General features: G+C 70.0%; 15 protein-coding genes and 8 tRNA genes. 11 read left to right on the top strand and 12 right to left on the bottom strand.

Going from position 1 to position 19931, the window contains the following annotated elements:
• Window positions 1–74: 74 nt before the first annotated feature.
• Together ACZ6Z4_RS19035 and ACZ6Z4_RS19030 are read right to left on the bottom strand one after the other, a co-directional pair.
• Window positions 75–1019 carry a hypothetical protein gene (locus ACZ6Z4_RS19035; RefSeq protein WP_465565614.1) on the bottom strand — a complete coding sequence of 315 codons (945 nt, stop codon included), beginning with the start codon at window positions 1017–1019 and terminating at the stop codon, window positions 75–77.
• A 97-nt stretch (window positions 1020–1116) separates the two neighbouring features.
• Window positions 1117–1800 (bottom strand): GntR family transcriptional regulator, encoded by a 684-nt coding sequence (locus tag ACZ6Z4_RS19030; RefSeq protein ID WP_465565611.1) that lies wholly within the window; start codon window positions 1798–1800, stop codon window positions 1117–1119.
• A 119-nt stretch (window positions 1801–1919) separates the two neighbouring features.
• On the opposite strand from ACZ6Z4_RS19030, the gene ACZ6Z4_RS19025 reads away from it, so the two are divergent.
• The 8 genes from ACZ6Z4_RS19025 to ACZ6Z4_RS18990 all read left to right on the top strand — a co-directional run bounded on the left by ACZ6Z4_RS19025 (window position 1920) and on the right by ACZ6Z4_RS18990 (window position 13219).
• Entirely contained in the window at window positions 1920–4652 is a 2733-nt protein-coding gene (locus ACZ6Z4_RS19025; protein ID WP_465565607.1) for a UxaA family hydrolase, read from the top strand.
• 11 nt (window positions 4653–4663) lie between these two features.
• Window positions 4664–5554, top strand: coding sequence for a fumarylacetoacetate hydrolase family protein (locus ACZ6Z4_RS19020; protein ID WP_465565604.1), 891 nt, complete (start codon window positions 4664–4666; stop codon window positions 5552–5554).
• A complete protein-coding gene (locus ACZ6Z4_RS19015) occupies window positions 5551–7005 on the top strand; it encodes an aldehyde dehydrogenase (NADP(+)) (protein ID WP_465565601.1) in 1455 nt (484 codons plus the stop codon). The genes ACZ6Z4_RS19020 and ACZ6Z4_RS19015 overlap by 4 nt, the downstream gene beginning before the upstream one ends.
• Window positions 7002–8915 (top strand): IlvD/Edd family dehydratase, encoded by a 1914-nt coding sequence (locus ACZ6Z4_RS19010; RefSeq protein ID WP_465565598.1) that lies wholly within the window; start codon window positions 7002–7004, stop codon window positions 8913–8915. The genes ACZ6Z4_RS19015 and ACZ6Z4_RS19010 overlap by 4 nt, the downstream gene beginning before the upstream one ends.
• Window positions 8915–10225 (top strand): nickel pincer cofactor-dependent isomerase, group 22, encoded by a 1311-nt coding sequence (locus tag ACZ6Z4_RS19005; RefSeq protein ID WP_465565595.1) that lies wholly within the window; start codon window positions 8915–8917, stop codon window positions 10223–10225. Before ACZ6Z4_RS19010 ends, ACZ6Z4_RS19005 begins: the two co-directional genes overlap by 1 nt.
• On the top strand, window positions 10222–11082 hold the full coding sequence (locus ACZ6Z4_RS19000; RefSeq protein WP_465565593.1) for a hypothetical protein: 861 nt from the start codon (window positions 10222–10224) through the stop codon (window positions 11080–11082). The genes ACZ6Z4_RS19005 and ACZ6Z4_RS19000 overlap by 4 nt, the downstream gene beginning before the upstream one ends.
• Window positions 11082–12452, top strand: coding sequence for an FAD-binding oxidoreductase (locus ACZ6Z4_RS18995; protein ID WP_465565591.1), 1371 nt, complete (start codon window positions 11082–11084; stop codon window positions 12450–12452). Before ACZ6Z4_RS19000 ends, ACZ6Z4_RS18995 begins: the two co-directional genes overlap by 1 nt.
• Before the next feature lie 65 nt (window positions 12453–12517).
• On the top strand, window positions 12518–13219 hold the full coding sequence (locus ACZ6Z4_RS18990; RefSeq protein ID WP_465565589.1) for a class I SAM-dependent methyltransferase: 702 nt from the start codon (window positions 12518–12520) through the stop codon (window positions 13217–13219).
• Window positions 13220–13616: 397 nt separating this feature from the next.
• Here the strand turns inward: ACZ6Z4_RS18990 and ACZ6Z4_RS18985 are convergent.
• The 4 genes from ACZ6Z4_RS18985 to ACZ6Z4_RS18970 form a co-directional block, all read right to left on the bottom strand.
• Window positions 13617–13702 (bottom strand) — tRNA-Tyr (locus ACZ6Z4_RS18985).
• Between the two features lie 15 nt (window positions 13703–13717).
• Window positions 13718–13806: transfer RNA gene (locus tag ACZ6Z4_RS18980), tRNA-Ser, on the bottom strand.
• Window positions 13807–14203: 397 nt separating this feature from the next.
• Window positions 14204–15397, bottom strand: a complete 1194-nt coding sequence (locus ACZ6Z4_RS18975; protein ID WP_465565586.1) for an RtcB family protein — start codon at window positions 15395–15397, stop codon at window positions 14204–14206.
• A 20-nt stretch (window positions 15398–15417) separates the two neighbouring features.
• Window positions 15418–15511: transfer RNA gene (locus ACZ6Z4_RS18970), tRNA-Ser, on the bottom strand.
• A 260-nt stretch (window positions 15512–15771) separates the two neighbouring features.
• Between ACZ6Z4_RS18970 and ACZ6Z4_RS18965 the strand changes: the two genes are divergently transcribed.
• Window positions 15772–16464 (top strand): LAGLIDADG family homing endonuclease, encoded by a 693-nt coding sequence (locus tag ACZ6Z4_RS18965; RefSeq protein WP_465565584.1) that lies wholly within the window; start codon window positions 15772–15774, stop codon window positions 16462–16464.
• Window positions 16465–16650: 186 nt separating this feature from the next.
• Here the strand turns inward: ACZ6Z4_RS18965 and ACZ6Z4_RS18960 are convergent, their stop codons facing one another.
• The 5 genes from ACZ6Z4_RS18960 to ACZ6Z4_RS18940 form a co-directional block, all read right to left on the bottom strand.
• Entirely contained in the window at window positions 16651–17097 is a 447-nt protein-coding gene (locus tag ACZ6Z4_RS18960; RefSeq protein WP_363671624.1) for an HNH endonuclease, read from the bottom strand.
• A gap of 58 nt (window positions 17098–17155) precedes the next feature.
• Window positions 17156–17229 (bottom strand) — tRNA-Leu (locus ACZ6Z4_RS18955).
• A gap of 22 nt (window positions 17230–17251) precedes the next feature.
• Window positions 17252–17328 (bottom strand) — tRNA-His (locus ACZ6Z4_RS18950).
• Window positions 17329–17330: 2 nt separating this feature from the next.
• Window positions 17331–17404: transfer RNA gene (locus ACZ6Z4_RS18945), tRNA-Arg, on the bottom strand.
• 44 nt (window positions 17405–17448) lie between these two features.
• Window positions 17449–17524, bottom strand: a tRNA-Pro gene (locus ACZ6Z4_RS18940).
• Window positions 17525–17888: 364 nt separating this feature from the next.
• On the opposite strand from ACZ6Z4_RS18940, the gene ACZ6Z4_RS18935 reads away from it, so the two are divergent.
• On the top strand, window positions 17889–18746 hold the full coding sequence (locus ACZ6Z4_RS18935) for an SDR family oxidoreductase (protein ID WP_465565580.1): 858 nt from the start codon (window positions 17889–17891) through the stop codon (window positions 18744–18746).
• Window positions 18737–18812 (top strand) — tRNA-Thr (locus tag ACZ6Z4_RS18930). The genes ACZ6Z4_RS18935 and ACZ6Z4_RS18930 overlap by 10 nt, the downstream gene beginning before the upstream one ends.
• A gap of 14 nt (window positions 18813–18826) precedes the next feature.
• Here the strand turns inward: ACZ6Z4_RS18930 and ACZ6Z4_RS18925 are convergent.
• On the bottom strand, window positions 18827–19837 hold the full coding sequence (locus ACZ6Z4_RS18925; protein ID WP_465565577.1) for a tyrosine-type recombinase/integrase: 1011 nt from the start codon (window positions 19835–19837) through the stop codon (window positions 18827–18829).
• Window positions 19838–19931 lie beyond the last annotated feature (94 nt).

The raw sequence follows: 19931 nt of genomic DNA, 5'->3' as shown, positions 1-19931 counted from the left end.
GAAACGCGCCCCGTCGGAGGGAGGTCGTACTGACCGGCGGAGGGTGCCGGTCGGGACGGGTTCGAACGGGAAGGTCAGTCGGGAGTGGTCCCGGGGCGGGTGCCCGGAGCGGGACCGATCAGGTCGTCGTCGGCCGCCACCGGCCCGGTGACGGCGAAGCGCTGGGCGGCGGTGCCGCCGAGTACTGCGAACTTCTTGGCGATCGTCGAGCCCGACGCCGAGGACAGCACCTGAGTCGGCGACGGCGGGGCCGACGGAGCAGCCGGACCCGGGAGGGTGGGCGCCGGGACCGGTCCGGCCGGAGCCGACGTGGCGAAGGCAGCGTCTCGTGTCTCACCGGCGGCAAGCTTCTGCGCAGTGCCGGAAGAAAAGTGATGGGCCGGGGCGGCAGCCTGCGCCGGAACGCTGTGCCGGGTGCCGACCTGCGTCGTCGTCGCCCCGGTTCTCGGAGACGCCGGGATCGGAGCGGTGACGGCAGGCGAAGCGACGTGATCCGCAAGGCGCGGACGGGACGGCGAGGTCACCGGGGCTTCGGCCACGGGAGCTTTCCGCCCCAGGACACCGGTCACCACCGGCTTGGCCACCTGGTCGGTGGCCGGCCTCAGGATCTTGTCGGTCACCGGCTTCAGGACTTTGCCGACCACGGGACGGGTGACCTCGTCGACCACTGGCCGCGCCACCTTGTCCACGGTGGGACGAACGACGCGGTCGGCCACCGGACGAACGACCTCGTCGATCGCCGGGCGGGCGACGCGGTCACGCAGCGGGTCGAGGGCATCGGACGTGGCCCGGAGCTTCGCCGACAGGCGATCAGCGGTCTGCCGTACGTCGAGGCCGGTCGACCGAGCATCGACTGTCCGGTGATGCGCTGCCGGACGATGGTCGTCGGCCTGGTCCGCGGGACCGGTTGCCGCCGACGCCGAGCTGGTGGACAGAGCGGCAGCTGCCGCCGTACCGGCCAGAACACCGAGCATCCACAGCGCAGGCCGCACGATGCGGTGGCTTCGGAGCACGGTCATGGCGGTCAAGGTCCCCACTGCGTCAGGAAGTATGCGTTGACGGTGAGGGCTTCGGGACTGATCGCTGACCGGATAGGTGAGTTGCGAACTTTTCTTGCTACTGGTCGTAGATCCCGCGCAGCCGGATCGACATCGAGTTGGTCAGGTGCTGGGTCATCGAGGCTTCGGCGGCGGCCGGGTCGCCGGAGCTGATGGCTTCGACCAGGTGGCGGTGCTCGACCAGGACCTCGGGACCGGTGTCGCGGTCGTAGTGGAGGCGGAAGATGTGCAGGTGGCAGTGGGTCCGCTCGAAGGCGAGGCGGACCTGCTCGCTGCCGGAGAGCTCGGCGATCAGTGTGTGGAAGCGGTTGTCGTGCGCGGTGAGCGACTTGTACCCCGCGTAGTCCACCGACGTCGGTTCGACCGCCGTCGACAGCTCGGCGGCGAGACGCTCGCGGCCGATGTCGTCGATCAGCTCGGCAGCGCGCCGCGCGGCCCACGGCTCCAGCAGCCGCCGGAACGAGTACAGGTCCTCGAACTCCTTCAGCGTCAGCAGCGGCGTCGCCCGATACCCCTTGAGCGGCTCCTTGTCGGCGAGCCCCTCCGACTCCAGCCGCGCCAGCGCCTCGCGGACCGGTGTCGACGACACCTGGAACTCGCGCGCCAGCCCGTCGATGGAGATCCGCCCGCCGGGCCGGATCGCGTGGTCCATCAGCATCGTCTTGATCGCCTCGTAGACGTCGTCCGCCAGCATCTGCCGGCGCAGCAGCCGCCGGTCGTGCGGCTCCAGGATGTCCGTCATCGGCCTCTCCACAGGCTGGTCCAGCTCTTGACCCAGCATCATCGATTAGGCAGGGTTACGGTCGTAATCATGCATCATGCACGATTTCACGTACGCCGACCAGCGCTGTGGGAGACGCGATGCTGAGGTTCGACGAGATCGGGGTCCTGCCGGAGCCCGCCGACAACGCGGCGATCTGCTCCCGCCGGCTCGAGGCCGGGACGGTGATCGACTTCGACGGGACGCCGGTGACGCTGCCGCACACCGTCCTCGAAGGGCACCGGATCATCGTCAAACCGGTCCGGGCCGGTGAAGCGATCACGTCCTGGCAGACTCCGTTCGCGCGCGCCCTGCGCGACCTCCAGGTCGGCGACTACGTCTGTACGCCGCCCAGCCTGGCCGCCGTCAGCGCCCGCGGCGTCGACGGCCTGCCGGCCGAGCCGTCGGCGAGCAACGAGCCGCTCGACCCGTACGCCCTCGACGAGAACGCGCTCAACTTCGGCCGCCAGATCACCTCGGTCGAGCAGCCGGGCACGTTCCTCGGCTTCCCGCGCGAGCAGGGCCCGGCCGGCACCCGCAACCACGTCGTCCTGCTCGCCACCAGCTCGCGGTCGAGCGGGTTCGTCACCGAGCTGGCCCGGCGCTTCGACGGCGCGGCGGCCGGCGACGGCGTCGTACCGGTCGCGCACACCGAGGGCGGCGAGGAGGGCACGCCGAACAACCTGCACTTCCTGCTCGCGACGCTGGCCGGGTTCGCGCTGAACCCGAACGTCGGGGCGGTGCTGATCGTCGACACCGAGGAGGACCTGGTCTCGGGTACGGCGATCCGGGAGTTCGCGGCCGCGCAGGGGTATCCGTCGCTGGTGGTGCCGCACGCCTACTTCACCCGCTCGGGCGGGTTCGAGGCCGACCTGACCACGGCCGGGCAGCTGATCGAGCCGTGGCTGCCGGTCGTCGACGCGCAGCAGCGGGTCGAGGTGCCGCTGGCCGACCTGCTGATCGCGCTGCAGTGCGGCGGGTCGGACGCGTTCTCCGGGATCTCGGCCAACCCGCTGGCCGGCAACGTCGGCGCCGAGGTGATCCGGCACGGCGGCGCCGCCGTACTCGCGGAGACCGACGAGCTGATCGGCGCCGAGGGGTACGTACTGAAGAACGTCCGCGACCTGGGCACCGCGCGGCGCTTCCTGAAGCTCGTCCAGGAGTTCAAGGACCGGGTCGGCTGGCACGGCCACACCGCGGAGGGCAACCCGTCCGGCGGCAACATGTACCGCGGGCTCTACAACATCGTGCTCAAGTCGATCGGCGCCGCCCGGAAACTGCCGCGCGAGGTCCGCCTCGACCACGTCATCGAGTACGCCGAACCGCTGCCCGGCACCGGCTACGTTTTCATGGACAGCCCCGGCAACGACCTGGAGTCGGTCGCCGGCCAGATCGCCAGCGGCTGCAACCTGATCTTCTTCACCACCGGCAACGGGTCGATCACCAACTTCCCGTTCGTCCCGACCCTCAAGTTCGTCACCACGAGCGCGCGCTACGAGCACCTGCAGGCCGAGATGGACGTCGACGCGGGCCGCTACCTCACCGGTACGCCGATGGAGACGCTCACCGCCGAGACCTTCGACCTCACCGTCCGCGTCGCCTCCGGCGAGCGGTCGGCCGGTGAACGCGCCGGCCACAGCCAGGTCTCCATCTGGCGCAACTGGCGCCAGAGCGGCCCTCGCGAAGGCATCAGCATCACCACCGACGGCCGCATGAGCCGCCGCCTGGAAGACCTCCCCGCAGAAGACCGAGACGCACTCCTCCCCGGCGAACCTCTCTCGGGCGTAGGCCCTCAAGTAGTTGCCACCGACCGCCCAGCAACTCCCGTCAGTCTCTTGTCTGTGGACGGTCGCCAACTCCCCGAAGCAGTCGGCCTCATCCTTCCCACCAGCCTGTGCTCCGGCATGATCGCCCTCCGCCTCTCCGCGCAGGCCGAAGTGGAGAGATGGGCCGGCGACGCCGTCACCCGCATGGTCGCCCTCCCGCACACCGAAGGCTGCGGCAGCTCCGGCGGCGCCTCCGAAGAGACCTTCGCCCGCACCATGCTCGGTTACCTCCTCCACCCGAACACCCGGATGGCGCTCCTGCTCGAGCACGGCTGCGAGAAGACGCACAACGACTACTTCCGCTCGAAGCTCGTCGAGGCCGGCGCGGATCCGTCCCGCTTCGGCTGGGCGAGCATTCAGGCCGACGGCGGGCTGGACGCGGTCGGCGGCCGGGTGCGGGAGTGGTTCGGGAGCTTCGACCTGCCGGCGCCGGTAGAGGTCGATGGGGACGTCGGCGCGCTGACGGTTGGGCTGGAGGCGCGCGGACCGTTGGGTGACGAGACGGCTGAGGCGCTGGCGTTGATCGGTTCGGAGATCGTCAGGGCCGGTGGGTCGATTGTGTTGTCGTCGCGGGGCGGACTACTTGAGAGCAGCGTGTTCCGGCAGACGGCGTTCGGGTCGGCTGATGCCGTCGGGCCGACGGTTGCCCACGGGCAGCGGTTCGCCGTACCGGGCTGGCACGTGATGCGGATGCCCGGCACCGACTGGATGGAGACCGCGACCGGCTTCGGCGCGGGCGGGGTCCAGCAGATCCTCGCGCACGTTGCCGGCGGCACCTTGTCCGCGCAGCGTTTCGTCCCGGTGGTCGAGTTCAGCAGCGACCCGGAGACGGTCGCGAAGTACGGCGACGACCTCGACGCCGTCGCCGCCGGTGCCGCCGCCGACCAGGCCCGGACCGGACTGGACGCGATCGCGGCCGTCGCGAGCCGGCAGCAGATCCCCAAGGCAGTTGCTTCAGGCAACGTTGGTTTCCAGATCACCCGTGGTCTGCTCGGGACGTCGATGTGAAAGGTGAATCCATGCACGTGGTCCGATTCCAGTCTCCCGGCGGCCGTCCGCAGGCCGGCGTCCGAACCGGTGACACGGTGGCACCGGTTCTCGGCGTCACCGACCTGGCCGAGCTGCTCCGGCTGACCGCCGGGGAGTTCCAGGCGGCGGTCGCCAAGACCGGCGACCCGGTCGACGTCGGCAGCGTCAAGCTGCTGCCGCCGCTGGACGGCCGCGGGGAGGTCTGGTGCGCGGGCGTCACGTACGAGCGTTCGCGCGGCGCCCGGATGGAGGAGAGCGGCGACGAGGACATCTACGACCGGGTCTACTCGGCCGAGCGTCCCGAGCTGTTCCTCAAGTCGCCGGCCTGGCGGCTCGTCACCGACGGCGAGCAGATCGGTATCCGCGTCGACTCCGGGCACGACGTCCCGGAGCCGGAGCTGGCGATCGTCGCGAACGCGCACGGCGAGATCGTCGGGTTCACGGTCTGCAACGACATGAGCTCGCGCTCGATCGAGGGCGAGAACCCGCTCTACATCCCGCAGGCGAAGGTGTTCGCCGGCGGCTGCGCGCTGGCCACCGGGATCCGCCCGGTCTGGGAGGTCGCGGACCCGAAGGACCTGACCATCGACCTGGTGATCCGCCGCGGCGGCGCCGAGGTCTTCACCGGTACGACGTCGACCGCGCAGCTGATCCGCGGCCTGCAGGACCTGATCGACGTTCTGTTCGTCCCGAACGACTTCCCGGACGGCGTGATCCTCGCCACCGGGACCGGCATCGTGCCCGAGCTCGACTTCGCGCTCGCCGCCGGCGACGAGGTCGCGATCTCGATCAGCGAGGTCGGGACGCTGACGAATACGGTGGTCGTCGGACGTGAACCGTTCGCATACCTGGCCGCTGAATCCCTGGAGGAGAACCGATGAGCACCGACACCACCCCCGCCGAGCTCGAGCAGGCGCTGGCCGACGCGGCGGCGGCCGCGGCGCCGCTGGCGGCGTCGGCGCCCGCCGTACGGGCCGGGTGGATCCGTGCGGTCGCCGACGCGCTGGACGCGGCGAGCGGCGAGCTGGTGCCGATCGCGCAGCGGGAGACCGCGCTGCCGGAGGCCCGGCTGAAGGGTGAGGTCGGGCGGAGCAGCGGGCAGCTGCGGATGTTCGCCGACGCGCTCGAGGAGGGATCGCTGCTCGAGGTGATCATCGACACCGCCGACGCTGACGCGAAGCCCGTTCCGCGGCCCGACCTGCGGCGGGTACTGGTGCCGCTCGGCCCGGTGCTGGTGTTCGCGGCGAGCAACTTCCCGTTCGCGTTCAGCGTCTGCGGCGGTGACACGGCGTCGGCGCTGGCCGCGGGCTGCCCGGTGATCGTGAAGGCGCACCCGGGGCACCCGGAGCTCTCCGTACGGACTGCCGAGGTGATGATCGAGGCCCTGACCGCCGCCGGCGCCCCGGCTGGGACGCTCGGCCTGATCCAGGGGTACGACGTCGGCGTGACCGCGCTGAAGGACCCGCGGATCACCGCGGCCGGGTTCACCGGCTCGGTCCCGGCGGGCAAGGCGCTGCACGAGATCGCGGTCACCCGGCCGGAGCCGATCCCGTTCTACGGCGAGCTCGGCAGCCTGAACCCGGTCTTCGTCACCCAGGCCGCGATCGATGCCCGTGGCAACGACATCGCGACCGGGTACGTCGGCTCGTACACGCTCGGCGTCGGCCAGTTCTGCACCAAGCCGGGGCTGCTGTTCCTCCCGGCCGGGCACGGCCTGCAGGAGCAGCTGGTCGAGGCGACCGGTGGGGTCGCGCCGGCCACGATGCTGAACGACCGGATCGCCGACGGCTTCTCGTCCGGGCTGGACCGGCTGCGCAAGGTCGACGGGCTGCGGGTGTGGAGCGAGGGCGGCGGCGCGACGCTGCTGCAGACCACCGTCGCCGAGCTGCTCGCGCGCTCGGACGAGATCCTCGAGGAGTGCTTCGGGCCGGTCTCGATCGTCGTCGAGTACGCGTCGGTCGACGAGCTCGTCGCCGGGGTGGAGTCCTTCGGCGGCAACCTGACCGCGACGCTGCACGCCGAAGAGTCGGACGCCTCGTTGGCCGCTCGACTTCTCCCGTTGCTGACCGCCCGCGCCGGCCGCGTGCTCTGGAACGGCTGGCCCACCGGCGTCGCCGTCTCCTGGGCCCAGCACCACGGCGGCCCGTTCCCGTCGACGGTCGGCTCGATCCACACCAGCGTCGGCGTCACCGCCGCCCGCCGCTTCCAGCGCCCGGTCGCGTACCAGGACACCCCGGACGCGATCCTCCCCGCCGTACTGCAGGACCAGAACCCAGCCGGTATCACCCGCCGAGTCAACGGAACCATCACCACCGCGGAGGTTTCTCGATGACGGACCTACCCCCGACGAACGACCCGAACGACGTTGGATCTCCCGCCGCCGAAGGCGAGGCGGGGGCGGCAGGCCTCACTCCCTCTCTCCAGCGCGATGCCGAAGGCGAGCCGACTCCGGAGAAGACGGGCCGGCCGGCCGGCGAGCCGCCGAGTGCGGCCAGCGGCCACACCGGTCGCCGCAGTTTCGACCACTGGTTCGGCGAGAAGGACCGCAACGGCTTCATCCACCGCTCCTGGATGCGGGCCCAGGGGTTCTCCGACGAGGTCTTCGACGGTCGCCCGGTGATCGGCATCTGCAACACCTGGTCCGAGCTGACCCCCTGCAACGCGCACCTGCGCCGCCTCGCCGAGTCCGTCAAGCGCGGCGTCTGGCAGGCCGGCGGGTTCCCGCTCGAGTTCCCGGTGATGTCGCTCGGCGAGACCATGCTCCGCCCGACCGCCATGCTGTTCCGCAACCTGCTCAGCATGGACGTCGAGGAGTCCCTGCGCGGCAACCCGATCGACGGCGCCATCCTGCTCACCGGCTGCGACAAGACCACCCCGGGCTCGATCATGGGCGCGGCGTCCGTCGACCTCCCGACCCTCGTCGTGACCGGCGGCCCGATGCTGAACGGCAAGTTCCGTGGCTGCGACATCGGCTCCGGTACGGCGGTCTGGCGCTTCACCCAGGACCGCAACGCCGGCCGGATGTCCGAGGAGGACTACGCCGCCGCCGAGTCGGGCATGTCCCGCAGCAACGGCCACTGCATGACGATGGGCACCGCCTCCACGATGGCCTGCATGGCCGAGGCGCTCGGCCTGCAGCTCACCGGCTCCGCGGCGATCCCCGCCGTCGACTCGAGAAGGTACTCGATCGCCCAGCAGGCCGGTCAGCGGATCGTCCAGATGGTCCACGAGGACCTGAAGCCGAGCGACATCCTCACCCGCGACGCCTTCGCGAACGCCGTACGGGCGAACGCGGCGATCGGCGGCTCGACCAACGCGGTGATCCACCTGCTGGCGATCGCCGGCCGGGTCGGCGTCGACCTGACGCTGGACGACATGGACGAGTGGGCGCGCGGCGTCCCGTGGCTGGTCGACCTGCAGCCGTCGGGCAAGTACCTGATGGAGGACTTCTACTACGCCGGCGGCCTGCCCGCGGTGATGCGCGAGATCCTGCCGCTGCTCAAGGCGGACGCGATCACCGTGACCGGCAAGACGATCGGTGAGAACGTGGCCCGCGCCGAGCGAACCGACTGGAGCGGCCAGGAGGGCGAGCCCGCGCACCCAGTGATCCGCCCGGTCGGAGACCCGCTCGGCAGCGGTGCCGGTACGGCGGTGCTGAAGGGGAACCTCGCGCCGGACGGTGCCGTGGTGAAGCAGTCGGCGGCGTCGGAGCGGCTGCTGCAGCACCGGGGGAAGGCGCTGGTCTTCAGCAGCATCGAGGAGTACGACAAGGCGGTCGACGATCCGGATCTGGATGTCGACGAGGACACCGTGCTGGTGCTGCAGAACTCGGGACCGCGGGGTTACCCGGGGATGCCGGAGGTCGGCAACATGACCATCCCGCGCAAGCTCGCCGAGATCGGCGTCGACGACATGGTCCGGATCTCCGACGCGCGGATGAGCGGTACGGCGTACGGCACGGTGGTCCTGCACGTCGCGCCGGAGGCCGCCGTCGGCGGTCCGCTCGCGCTGGTCCGCACCGGCGACTGGATCGAGCTCGACGTCCCGAACCGCCGCCTCCACCTGGATGTCTCGGACGAGGAGCTCGCCAAGCGCCGTGCCGACTGGCAGCCGTCCACAGCACCCACCGACCGCGGCTGGGCCCGCCTGTACGTCGAACACGTCACTCAGGCCAACCAGGGCTGTGACCTCGACTTCCTGATCGGCCGCACCGGCTCCGACGTCGCCCGCCAGAGCCACTGATGTCCGGCCTTGGACCGTTCGAGGCGATCCGAGGGCTGCGGCCTGAGGGAACCCTCCCTCAGGTCACTCCCATCAGGCGGTTGATGCCTGATCTGCCGTTGGAGACCGACCCGTACGGCGCCGCGCGGGCCGCGCTCGAGAACCTTCCCCGGGAGATCCGCCCGGGGGAGCGGATCGCCGTCACCGCGGGCAGCCGCGGGATCCGCGATCTCGTGCCGGTGGTGAAGGCTGCCGTCGACTGGCTCCGGGCCGCGGGCGCCGAGCCGTTCGTCGTACCGGCGATGGGGTCGCACGGTGGCGCGACGGCCGACGGGCAGCGCGAGATGCTGGCTGGGCTCGGCGTCACCCCGGAGTCGGTCGGGTGCCCGGTCGAGGCGACCATGGAGACCGTTGTCATCGGCAAGCTCGACGACGGCACCCCCGTCCACCACGACGCGATCGCCGCCGCGGCGGACGGCGTACTGCTGGTCAACCGCGTCAAACCACACACCGACTTCCACGGCCCGGTCGAGAGCGGCCTCGCCAAGATCCTCGCGATCGGCCTCGGCAACCACCGCGGCGCCGCCTCGCTGCACGCCGGCGGGATCCCGTCCCTCGGCGCGGCGATCGAGGCCGCCGCCCGCACTGTGGTTGCCGAAGGCAAGATCATCGGCGGCCTGGCGATCCTCGAGAACGCCGTCGACAGGACCGCCGCGGTCGAGTTCGTCCCCGCCGACGGCATCGGCGCGGCCGCCGAGAACGCGCTGCTGCAGCGCGCCGGGAGCCTGATGGGCCGGCTCCCGTTCGACGAGCTCGATGTGCTGATCGTCGACGAGATGGGCAAGGACAAGTCCGGTACCGGCATGGACACCAACGTGATCGGCCGCTGCTGGGTGCACGGGATCCCGGAGTTCGACCTGCCGGAGATCGCCGCGATCACCGTGCACAGCCTGTCCGAAGCGTCGCACGGCAACGCCTCCGGGCTCGGTCTCGCGGACGTGATCCCGGCCCGGATGCTGGAGCAGATCGACCTGCACGCGAGCTACGTCAACGCCCTCACCTCCGGCGCGGGCGGAGCGCGTAGATCGCGGCTCCCGATGGTGCTGGAGGACGACGCGGCCGCTGTACTAGCTGCCGCGACGATGAGCGGCCGGCGCGACTGGTCCGAGCTGCGGCTGGCGCGGATCCGGGACACGTTGTCGCCGCACGAACTGCTGGTGTCGCCCGCGCTGCTGGTCGAGGCGGGCGACAGGTTCGACCTGGAGATCACCGGAACAGCGCGGGACCTGACCGACGCGTCGGGCTCGCTCGGGAGCTGGGGAGAGGTATGAGGCTGCAGGAAGCACGCGCGTTGCTGGCCGAGCGGGGGTTCGGCGCGGCCGGCGACTCGGACAAGCGGTTCGGCGACGGTACGCCGTACAAGATCGAGATCCCGAGCTGCGAGGGACCGGCGGTGATGCGCGCGGTACTCGACGAGGCGGCGGCCCGGAACGTGAAGGTCGACCGGATCTCGCAGGGCAGCGGTGTGATGATGCTGACCGACGACGAGATCTCCGAGATGGTCAAGCTCGGCGCCGCCGAGGACGTCGAGGTGTGCCTGTTCCTCGGGCCGCGCGGCGCCTGGGACATCGGCGGGCAGGCGAAGGTCTCGGCCGCCGTCGGTGGTGTTGCCCGAGGCAACGAGATGGTTGCCGCGTCGCTGTGTGACGCTTACCGGGCGGTCGATCTCGGGGTCCGCAGCCTGCTGGTCGGCGACGTCGGCGTACTGGAGCTGATCGGTGCGCTGAAGCAGGAGGGGTCGTTGCCCTCCGACCTGGTGCTGAAGACCTCGGTGCTGATGCCGTTGCCGAACGCACCGACCGCCGCCTTGTACGAGCGGCTCGGGGCGACGAGTCTGAACGTCTCGACCGACCTCCCGGTGCCGGTGCTCGCCGAGATCCGGTCGGTGACGTCGGTCCCGATCGACATGTACATCGAGGTCCCGGACGACCAGGGCGGCCATGTACGGTTCTACGACGTACCGGACGTGGTCCGGGTCGCGGCGCCGGTCTACCTGAAGATGGGGCTGCGGAACGCGCCGAACATCTACCCGGTCGGCGCGCACCTGGCCGCGACCGCGGAGGCGCTCGGCCGGGAACGGGTCCGCCGGGCACAACTGATCTTGCGGCTGCTGGAGGAGCAGGGTTGATGGACAAGCTGGTCGAGCGGCTCACGTCGGTGCTGGGTGCGGGAGCGGTGGTCACCGATCCCGACCTCCTGGAGACGCACCGGCAGGACACTGCCACGTTCTGTACGGCGGGCGTGCCGCTGGTGCTGGTCCGGCCCTCGTCGACGGCCGAGGTGCAGGAGGTTGTGCGCGCGGCCGGCGAGTACGGCGTACCGATCGTGACGCAGGGCGCGCGGACCGGGCTGTCCGGCGCCGCGAACGCCATCGACGGCTGCATCCTGCTGTCGACCGCGCGGATGAACAAGGTGCTCGAGGTGTCCGCCGAGGACCAGGTCGCCGTCGTCCAGCCGGGCGTGGTGAACGCTGAGCTGTCCCGCGCGGTGCTGGAGAAGGGGCTGTTCTACCCGCCGGACCCGTCGTCGTGGGAGATGTCGACGGTCGGCGGCAACATCGCGACCAACGCGGGCGGGCTGTGCTGCGTGAAGTACGGCGTGACCGGCGATTTCGTCCGCGGGCTGGAGGTCGTGCTCGCGTCCGGTGAGGTGATCCGGACGGGTCGGCGTACGGTCAAGGGCGTCGCGGGCTACGACCTGACGCACGTGATCGTCGGCTCCGAGGGCACGCTCGGGATCGTCACCGAGGCGACGCTCGCGCTGCGGCCCGCGCCCGAGGCGGCGCTGACGGCGGCCGCGACATTCCTGTCGATCGAGGAGGGCGTCGCCGCGGCGGCCGCGGTGATGGCGTCGGGGTTGCGGCCCTCGCTGCTGGAGTTCATCGACGGGATCACCGCGCGGGCGATCCAGGACTACCGCGACATGGGACTCCCGGCGAACGTCGGGGCGTTGCTGCTGGCGCAGTCCGACCGGGGACCGCGCGCGGCCGAGGACGTCGCCGCGATCGCGGAGATCTGCACCGCGCACGGCGCGGTCGAGGTCGCGGTCGCCTCGGACGCCGAGGAGTCCGAGATGCTGCTCGAGGCCCGCCGGCTGGTGCACTTCGCGAACGAGAAGCTCGGCACGACGCTGATCGACGACGTCGCCGTCCCGCGCTCGCGGCTGGTCGAGCTGCTGCACGGGATCGATGCCATCAGCAAGCAGTACGACGTACTGATCGCTTGTCCCGGTCACATCGGCGACGGGAACATGCACCCGACCGTCGTCTTCGACCGGACCGACTCCGCTCAGATGGACCGCGCCCTGCAGGCTTTCGGCGCCGTGATGGAGCTCGGCCTCTCGCTGGGCGGCACGATCACCGGCGAGCACGGCGTCGGCAAGCTGAAGCGCGAGTGGCTCGCCCAGGAGCTCGGCCCGGTCGGCCTCCAGCTCCAGCGCGACGTGAAGGCCGCGTTCGACCCGCGGGGGTTGCTGAACCCGGACAAGCTGTTCCTCTGAGTCTGTTCTTCTGACGGCGAACGGCGCCCCGGGAGAGTTTCGGGGCGCCGGTCCGTTGAGTGAGCATGACGACTTCCGCGCGGTACGACGAGGTAGCCGACTACTACGCCGCCGGCTGGAGCGACGACCTCAGCGACCCCACCACCGCGGCACTGCTCGACCTGCTCGGGCCGGTAGCAGGCCGCGAGGTCCTCGAGCTCGCCTGCGGGCACGGCCGGGTGTCCCGCGGGCTCGCTCGGCTGGGGGCGTCTGTCACCGGCGTCGACCTGTCGTCGGCGATGCTCGCCAAGGCAGCCGAGGCCGAGGCCCGGGAACCGTTGGGGATCACCTACCTGCAGGCCGACGCGGCCTCGCCCGACCTGCTGGCCGGCAGGACCTTCGACTCCGCGGTGTGCAGCTTCGGCCTGTCGGACATCGACAACCTCGACGGCACCCTCACGACGGTCCACCGCCTGCTCCGCCCCGGCGGCGTCTTCGCCTTCAGCATCCTGCACCCGTGCTTCCCCGGCATCGAAGGCGTCTCGGGCGCTTGGCAGGGCTCGTACTACGACGAGCGCTGGTGGCAAGCCGACGGCTCCCTCTCAACGCTCCGCCAACAGGTCGGCGCCAACCACCGCACGCTCTCGACGTACTTCAACGCCCTCCGCAGGCACGGTTTCCTCGTCGACTCGTTGGAAGAGCCGCAGCCGGAGATCCCCGCCGACTCCCCGCGCGCCGCGATGACGTCGTACCCGGTCTTCCTCGTCGCCCGCTGCCTGCGGGCCTGAGTCTCCCTGCCCGGAGTCGAACCGGGGACCCGGCCTTCGGAGGGCCAGGCGTGCATCCGTCACCAGAGAGTCGACACCCACCACTGATCAACCTCCCCCTGTGCTGTCGCCGCACGCTCGGCGGGCGTGCGGCGACGGAGGTTGATCAGTGGTGGATGTCGGTTTTACTCGTGCACTGCGATCACGCGCACCCAGTCCGCGCAACCGGTCTCGCACCACACGTGATCACCCGCGTGCGCGATCCGATCCCGCTGCGTGTGTCCGCAGCCAAGATCCACCCGCCGCAACGCGTGCCCCTGCTGCACCGGAGCACCGGTCCTGCCGCCGGGAATCCTGCGTCGCTTGTTCCTGAGGTCGGCCATGGCCGGTCCTCCTCTCCTCTGGTTGATTGCTGAAGTGCAGGAGGCAGGATTCGAACCTGCTCAGCCCGAACGGGCGACGGGGTTACAGCCCGCCCCACCTCTCCCACGGTGGCGCTCCTGCTCCGGTGTGTTGACGCGGTGAGAGCGAGATTCGAACTCGCGGACCAGCCGAAACCAGCCGACGGTTTAGCAAACCGCTGCCCCTGCCCACAGGCGGACCTCACCCCGACAGGCTGTCGCGCCCCCTGAGCGCGACAGCCCGCCGTACCAGCCCTTCACGCAGACGACGTGCGTCAAGCAACTGCCCTACTGACCTCCAGCGCCTGTGGACAACCATCGCCGTCCACAGCACATCCCTTGTACGCTTAGTGAAAAGGAAGAGGACGCACGGCAGGCAGCACCCGCAACCGCCCCACCTCCAGCGCCGCTGCCGCTGCCGCTGCCGCTGCCGCTGCCGCCGCTGCTGCCGCTGCTGCCGCTGCCGCCGCTGCCGCCGCTGCCGCCGCTGCCGCCGCTGCCGCCGCTGCCGCCGCTGCCGCTGCCGCTGCCGCTGCCGCTGCCGCTGCCGCTGCCGCTGCCGCTGCCGCTGCCGCCGCCGCCTGGCCGGTCCCCGTTCGTCCCCTCAGCCCTTGACGCAGACGACCTGCTTCAGATGCGCAACGACCTCGACCAGGTCCGACTGCGCCGCGATCACCGACTCGATGTCCTTGTACGCCGCCGGCAGCTCGTCGAGCACCCCCGCGTCCTTGCGGGACTCGACCCCGGCCGTCTGCACGATCAGGTCGTCGACCGTGTAGCGCCGCTTCGCCTCGTTGCGGCTCATCCGCCGGCCTGCCCCGTGCGAGGCCGAGTAGAACGAACGCTCCGAACCCAGCCCGCGGACGACGTACGAGCCCGTCCCCATCGACCCCGGGATCAGCCCGAGGTCGCCGAGCCCCGCGCGGATCGCGCCCTTGCGGGTGACCAGCAGCTCGACGTCGTCGATGGTCTCCTCGGCCACGTAGTTGTGGTGGCACGAGATCGGCTTCTCGAACGTGATCTCGTGCGGGAACGAGCCCCGGACGGCCTGCATGACCAGGGCGAGCATCACCGCGCGGTTGCGCGACGCGTACTCCTGCGCCCAGGTCAGGTCGCGCCGGTAGGCGTCCATCTGCGGCGTACCGGACAGGAACACAGCCAGGTCGCGGTCCGGCAGATCGGCGTTGTGCGGCAGCTCGCGCGCTATCCGCATGTGCCGCTCGGCGAGCTCCTTGCCGATGTTGCGCGACCCCGAGTGCAGCATCAGCCAGACCCGGTCCTCGTCGTCGAGGCACACCTCGATGAAGTGGTTGCCGCCACCAAGCGACCCCATCTGCTGCTGCGCCTTCTTCTCCCGGTCCTGCACCCCGTCGTGCAGGCTCGAGAACGCGCCCCAGAAGGTGTTCCAGCCCCGGTCGAGCCCGAGCTTGCGCACACTCACCGGGTACTCGTGCGCCCGGAAACCGACCGGTACGGCGGCCTCGATCCGGCTGCGGATCCGGCTCAGGTCGTCCGGCAGGTCGGCAGCGGTGAGCGACGTCAGCACGCCCTCCATGCCGCACCCGATGTCGACCCCGACCGCGGCCGGCGAAACCGCCTGCTTCATCGCGATCACCGACCCCACCGTGGCCCCCTTGCCGAGGTGCACGTCCGGCATCACCCGCACGCCGTGCACCCACGGCAGCGCGGCGATGTTCCGCAGCTGCTGCAGCGCCTGCGCCCCGACCTCGTGCTCCTGGGCCCACATCAGGGTGGAGCTCTTCGCCCCACTCAGCGGGACCGGGTACTGAACGTTCATCTCCCCACTCCTTGTCTTGTTGGCGGCGGAAGCAGGTCTCGAACCTGCACGCCCTCGAAGGGCCGACCGTTTTCGAAACGGCTGCCGTTAGGCCGAAACTCGGCTTATTCCGCCACGGCGGTGGATCCGCTGAAACTGTCGGTTGCTGTCTGTATCCATGACGCATGAGCGCTCGTCTGCCTGCTCCGGAGACTCGGACCTGTCGCCTCTGTGGCGACGACTTCGTCACTCACTGGTCGCGCCGGATGTGCCTGTCGTGCCGTGCTGACTCCCTCGGCTACGCCAGGTGCTCCGACTGTGGAGTTCGCATCTGGCGGACCTCGGTGCGGTGTCCGACCTGCGCGAACGGCGGTCCGCAGCCGTCCCTGCGCGAGATGTCCGCCTCAGCGTTGGCCTGGACCGCCGGACTCGTCGAAGGTGAAGGCACTTTCACGAACACGAAGTCCTCGTCCGTACTGCGGGTTGTGATGACTGATCTCGATGTCCTGCAGAGACTCGAACGGGTGACGGGTGTCGGTCGCATCTGCTCGATCGCCAGCCGACAGCCTCACCACAAGCAGGCGTACTCGTGGACGGTCAAGCGCCGGCAGCACCTCGAACCGTTGGCGATGCAGCTGTGGCCCTTGATGGGTGAGCGACGTCGGCGCCAGATGGCGTCCCGCAAGACGCTTGACCAGCTTGTCTGGCCTGAAATCTCGGTCCCTCCTGTCGAGTTGGTCGGCCCGGCAGCGGCCTGGGTGGCCGGCGTGCTCGAGGGCGAAGGATGCTTCAGGCTCACCCGGCGTTACGGCGGCCGGATCAACCTCGAGTCGACGGACGCGGACGTCGTCGAGCGAGTTCGCTCCCTGACCGGAGGCGACCTCTACCACCAGCCCGCGCGCAGGGAGAGCTGGAAGCCGACCACGGTCCTGGCGATCCGGGGCCGCCAGAATCTTCGTCGGGTGCTGCGACCGGTGCTGCCCTGGCTGATGCATCGTCGAGCCGCGGCAGCGTGGGCGATCTACGAGTGGGCCAACTGCTCCGGGTGGCCTGGTGACCGTGGAGATCCCGGAAGTCGAACCCGGTGAAGCAACCATGTGAGGAGCCGCCTCTGGCCGACGCGATCCCCTGGACGGCACCCGGCCGAGCGGCCGTACGCCGTACAGCTGCCAGGGCAGGGCTCGAACCTGCGGGGCCCCGGGTCAGAACCGGGGGTGGGACGCCGTCGCCCACCTGGCACCGCTCCGACCGGGCGCCAGGCTGCTGGGCTCAGATCAGAGGGCTATCTCCGCACGGGAGGGGATCCAGGGCTGCCACAGCAGCGGCATCCCGGCCTCCTCGGGGGTACGGCACCCCTTCTTCTCGTTGCACGCCGCGTGCGCGGCGACGGCGTTCAGCCACTCGCCGCGGCCGCCGCGCGACCGGGGAACCACGTGGTCCATGGTGGTCGCGCCGGTCTTGCCGCAGTACGCGCAGGTGTACTTGTCGCGCTTCAGCACGCCGGCCCGGGTGTACTGCAAACGGCCGGTCGCGTAGCGCCACTTGGTCACGACGTACCGGACCAGCCGGAGCACGCGGGGCCTGGGGAACGGACCGATACCGGCGCCGTCGTGCGCTTCCTCGACGACCGCGACCTCCCGGACGAGCATCCGGATGGCGTGCTGGATCGACACGACGTGGAGCTGCTCGTACGAAGCGTTGAGCACGATGACACCGCTCATGGTGGTTCCTCCTTCCTCCAGTGTGCCCGAACGGTGGTTGCCGGGTCGGGTGAATCGGTGCGGCTCCAGGGACTCGAACCCCGAACCTTCTGGTCCTAAGCCAGACGCCTCTACCAATTGGGCCAGAGCCGCGCGTCGGTGGTGCTTGCCGTGCTGGGGTGTCCGGCGGGGCTCGAACCCGCTTTCTCCGGGGTCACGTCCCGGTGCATCGCCCGCTTCTGCTTCGGACACAGCACGCCCGGCAGGATTCGAACCTGCAACCTCCTGCTTCGTAGGCAGGTGCTCTCTCCGGTTGAGCCACGGGCGTCCGGGGCGCCCGCTCGGCCGGTAGCAGAGCTTCCCGCGGGCGCCTGGTCGAGCTGGAGAGATTCGAACTCCCGATTCCCTCATCCCAAATGAGGTGGCCTGGCCGCTGGCCCACAGCTCGTATTGTTTTTTACATATGAAATTGTCAAGAATGCATGCTTCCGCCCGTGGGAGGAATGTGGGGGCAAAGAAAAAGCCGCCCTGACCGGGAGGTTCCCGGTGGGCGGCTGCCGACGATCCGTCGTGGATCAGTCAGGCGGGCCGCCGTACGCCGGGTGCGAGTACGCGCTCAGGAGTCGCAGGCATGCCAACGGGGTCTCCACCCGCCGCATGTCTTGCTTGGTCCCGAACATCTTCGTACTCCCTGGCTGTTGTCGTCGTGTTTGTCCGTGCGGGCACAATCTTGGCCCACTCCGGCGTTGTCCGTCAATTGTATTAGCTGTATTTCTTTTCGAACTGTCGGAGCCGTCTGCTTGAGTGGACCGATGACTGTTCTCGTTCTCGGATCCACCGGCTCGACCGGCCGCCGCGTCACCGACCAGCTCCGCGCCCGCGACGTCTCCGTCCGCGCGGTCTCCCGCTCCGGCCCCGACGTCTTCGACTGGGAGCGCCCCGACACCTGGGGACCCGCCCTCGACGGCGTCCGCGCCGTCTACGTGATGGCCCCGGACGGCGTACCGGTCGACCCGGCCTTCCTCGCCCGGGCCGCGGAGGCCGGCGTACAGCGCCTCGTCCTCCTCTCCACCATGCACCCCGAGGAGATCGGCGACACCCGCCTCCTCGCCGCCGAAGCCGCCGTCCGGGCCTCCGGCATCAACTGGACCGTCGTCCGAGCCCACTGGTTCAACCAGAACTTCGACGAGGGCTTCTTCCTCCCCGCCATCCAGGCCGGCCACCTGACCCTCCCGCTCGCCGACCAGCGCCAGGCCTTCGTGGACGCCACCGACATCGCCGCGGTCGCCGTGGAGGCCCTCCTCAACGACCACCACGCCCAGACGTACGAAGTCACCGGCCCCGAAGCCCTCACCTTCGCCGAAGCCTGCGAAATCATCTCCTCGGTCACCCATCGTGACATCACCTTCGACGGCACCCCCGAGGCCTACCTCGCCACCCCAGGCGCCACCGAGGACACCCTCAACTTCTTCCTCAACCAGCTCCAGCTCGGCGACTCCGTCCCCACCACCACCGTCGAACACCTCACCGGCCGCCCCGCCACCCCCTTCCGCAACCTACGCCGAACAAGCCTCCCCCGCCTGGACCTGACCCTCCCCGGAACCGATTCGGCTTCCCCCCACCCTTCCCGCTACACTCTTCCCTGGCCCCATGGGGCCACGCCGCCTTAGCTCAGTCGGCAGAGCGTCTCACTCGTAATGAGAAGGTCGTCGGTTCGATTCCGACAGGCGGCTCCACACAAACCCCCAGGTCAGAGGCCACTCTCCGACCGAGGGGGTTTTGTATTTTCGGCCCCAGTCGGGTTCGAGGCCCCCGAGAGGCCCCCGGTGTGCTCGGTCACCCTCTTGGCCGCGTCCCAGAGGTTCTGGTCGTTCAGGTGACCGTAGAGGTCCATCGTCATTGATGCGGTGGCGTGCCCGAGGACGCGCTGAACGACCTTCGGGTCAGCCCCGGCCCCGATCCAGACGGATGCAGCGGTGTGCCGCAGGTCATGGACCCGGAATCCAGGAAGCCCCAGAGCCCTGGTGGCGGCCGACCATCGGACTGACCGCTTCCAGTTCGACTCGCTCAGGGGGCCGCCACGAGGAGCACTGAACAGCCAGTCACCGGAAGCCTTGCCGCCTACCCAGCGGTCGATGATCGGCACCACGTCCTCGACCAGGGGGACGGTCCTAGCCCGCTTGTTCTTGAGCGTGTCCACGAACAGCCCGCCGCCTGCGCCACTCGACAGGACAGCCCGCTGGAGTCGCAGCGCACGGCCCGGCACGTGCACGAGGTCACCGACCTGCAGGCCAGCCAGCTCTCCCCACCGCAGACCGCCCATGCCGAGCACCAACACCAGCTCCGCATATGGCCCGTGGCAAGCAGCGGCCAGGTCTTCAAGTTGCCGAACGGTGAGGAACTGACCTTCGCGCCGAGCTTGGCCGCCGCTCGGAGCTTCGACCCCAGCAGCAACGTTCACCGACACCCGACCGTCAGCCACGGCGTATTTCAGGATCGAACGGAGAGTGTTGAGGTAGCGAGTCGCGCTGGATGCCGAGCTGCCCTTCGCGACGATGCTGCCGATCCAGTTCGACACCTCAGCGGTGGTGATAGAGGCGACCGGCATGTTGGCGAATCGCGGCCCCACATGCAGTCGCCAATCAGCCGCCTCGGCTTCGTAGGTCCCACGCTTCTTCGACTGCCGCGATTCCAGCCACTCAGCCGCAACTGCCGAAAGAGGCCTCACGAGTCCGGGATGACGGGTCGATTCGGCCGGCATAGGTCGGAGGTTGCGGGGTGCGTCTTCCCGCCTGCCGCTCAGCCCAGTCAGGACCTATCAGGACCCGCCAGAGGGGACAAGGTCGGTCGTCCAG

It is taken from the genome of Kribbella sp. NPDC104740 (assembly GCF_055583505.1).
This window is presented reverse-complemented; position numbering and strand designations above follow the sequence as displayed.

What these genes read in the sequence shown, in the direction of transcription:
- ACZ6Z4_RS19035 (WP_465565614.1), bottom strand. Translation starts at nt 1,019, where the DNA reads ATGACCGTGCTCCGAAGCCACCGCATCGTGCGGCCTGCGCTGTGGATG.
- ACZ6Z4_RS19030 (WP_465565611.1), bottom strand. Translation starts at nt 1,800, where the DNA reads ATGACGGACATCCTGGAGCCGCACGACCGGCGGCTGCTGCGCCGGCAG.
- ACZ6Z4_RS19025 (WP_465565607.1), top strand. Translation starts at nt 1,920, where the DNA reads ATGCTGAGGTTCGACGAGATCGGGGTCCTGCCGGAGCCCGCCGACAAC.
- ACZ6Z4_RS19020 (WP_465565604.1), top strand. Translation starts at nt 4,664, where the DNA reads ATGCACGTGGTCCGATTCCAGTCTCCCGGCGGCCGTCCGCAGGCCGGC.
- ACZ6Z4_RS19015 (WP_465565601.1), top strand. Translation starts at nt 5,551, where the DNA reads ATGAGCACCGACACCACCCCCGCCGAGCTCGAGCAGGCGCTGGCCGAC.
- ACZ6Z4_RS19010 (WP_465565598.1), top strand. Translation starts at nt 7,002, where the DNA reads ATGACGGACCTACCCCCGACGAACGACCCGAACGACGTTGGATCTCCC.
- ACZ6Z4_RS19005 (WP_465565595.1), top strand. Translation starts at nt 8,915, where the DNA reads ATGTCCGGCCTTGGACCGTTCGAGGCGATCCGAGGGCTGCGGCCTGAG.
- ACZ6Z4_RS19000 (WP_465565593.1), top strand. Translation starts at nt 10,222, where the DNA reads ATGAGGCTGCAGGAAGCACGCGCGTTGCTGGCCGAGCGGGGGTTCGGC.
- ACZ6Z4_RS18995 (WP_465565591.1), top strand. Translation starts at nt 11,082, where the DNA reads ATGGACAAGCTGGTCGAGCGGCTCACGTCGGTGCTGGGTGCGGGAGCG.
- ACZ6Z4_RS18990 (WP_465565589.1), top strand. Translation starts at nt 12,518, where the DNA reads ATGACGACTTCCGCGCGGTACGACGAGGTAGCCGACTACTACGCCGCC.
- ACZ6Z4_RS18975 (WP_465565586.1), bottom strand. Translation starts at nt 15,397, where the DNA reads ATGAACGTTCAGTACCCGGTCCCGCTGAGTGGGGCGAAGAGCTCCACC.
- ACZ6Z4_RS18965 (WP_465565584.1), top strand. Translation starts at nt 15,772, where the DNA reads ATGTCCGCCTCAGCGTTGGCCTGGACCGCCGGACTCGTCGAAGGTGAA.
- ACZ6Z4_RS18960 (WP_363671624.1), bottom strand. Translation starts at nt 17,097, where the DNA reads ATGAGCGGTGTCATCGTGCTCAACGCTTCGTACGAGCAGCTCCACGTC.
- ACZ6Z4_RS18935 (WP_465565580.1), top strand. Translation starts at nt 17,889, where the DNA reads ATGACTGTTCTCGTTCTCGGATCCACCGGCTCGACCGGCCGCCGCGTC.
- ACZ6Z4_RS18925 (WP_465565577.1), bottom strand. Translation starts at nt 19,837, where the DNA reads ATGCCGGCCGAATCGACCCGTCATCCCGGACTCGTGAGGCCTCTTTCG.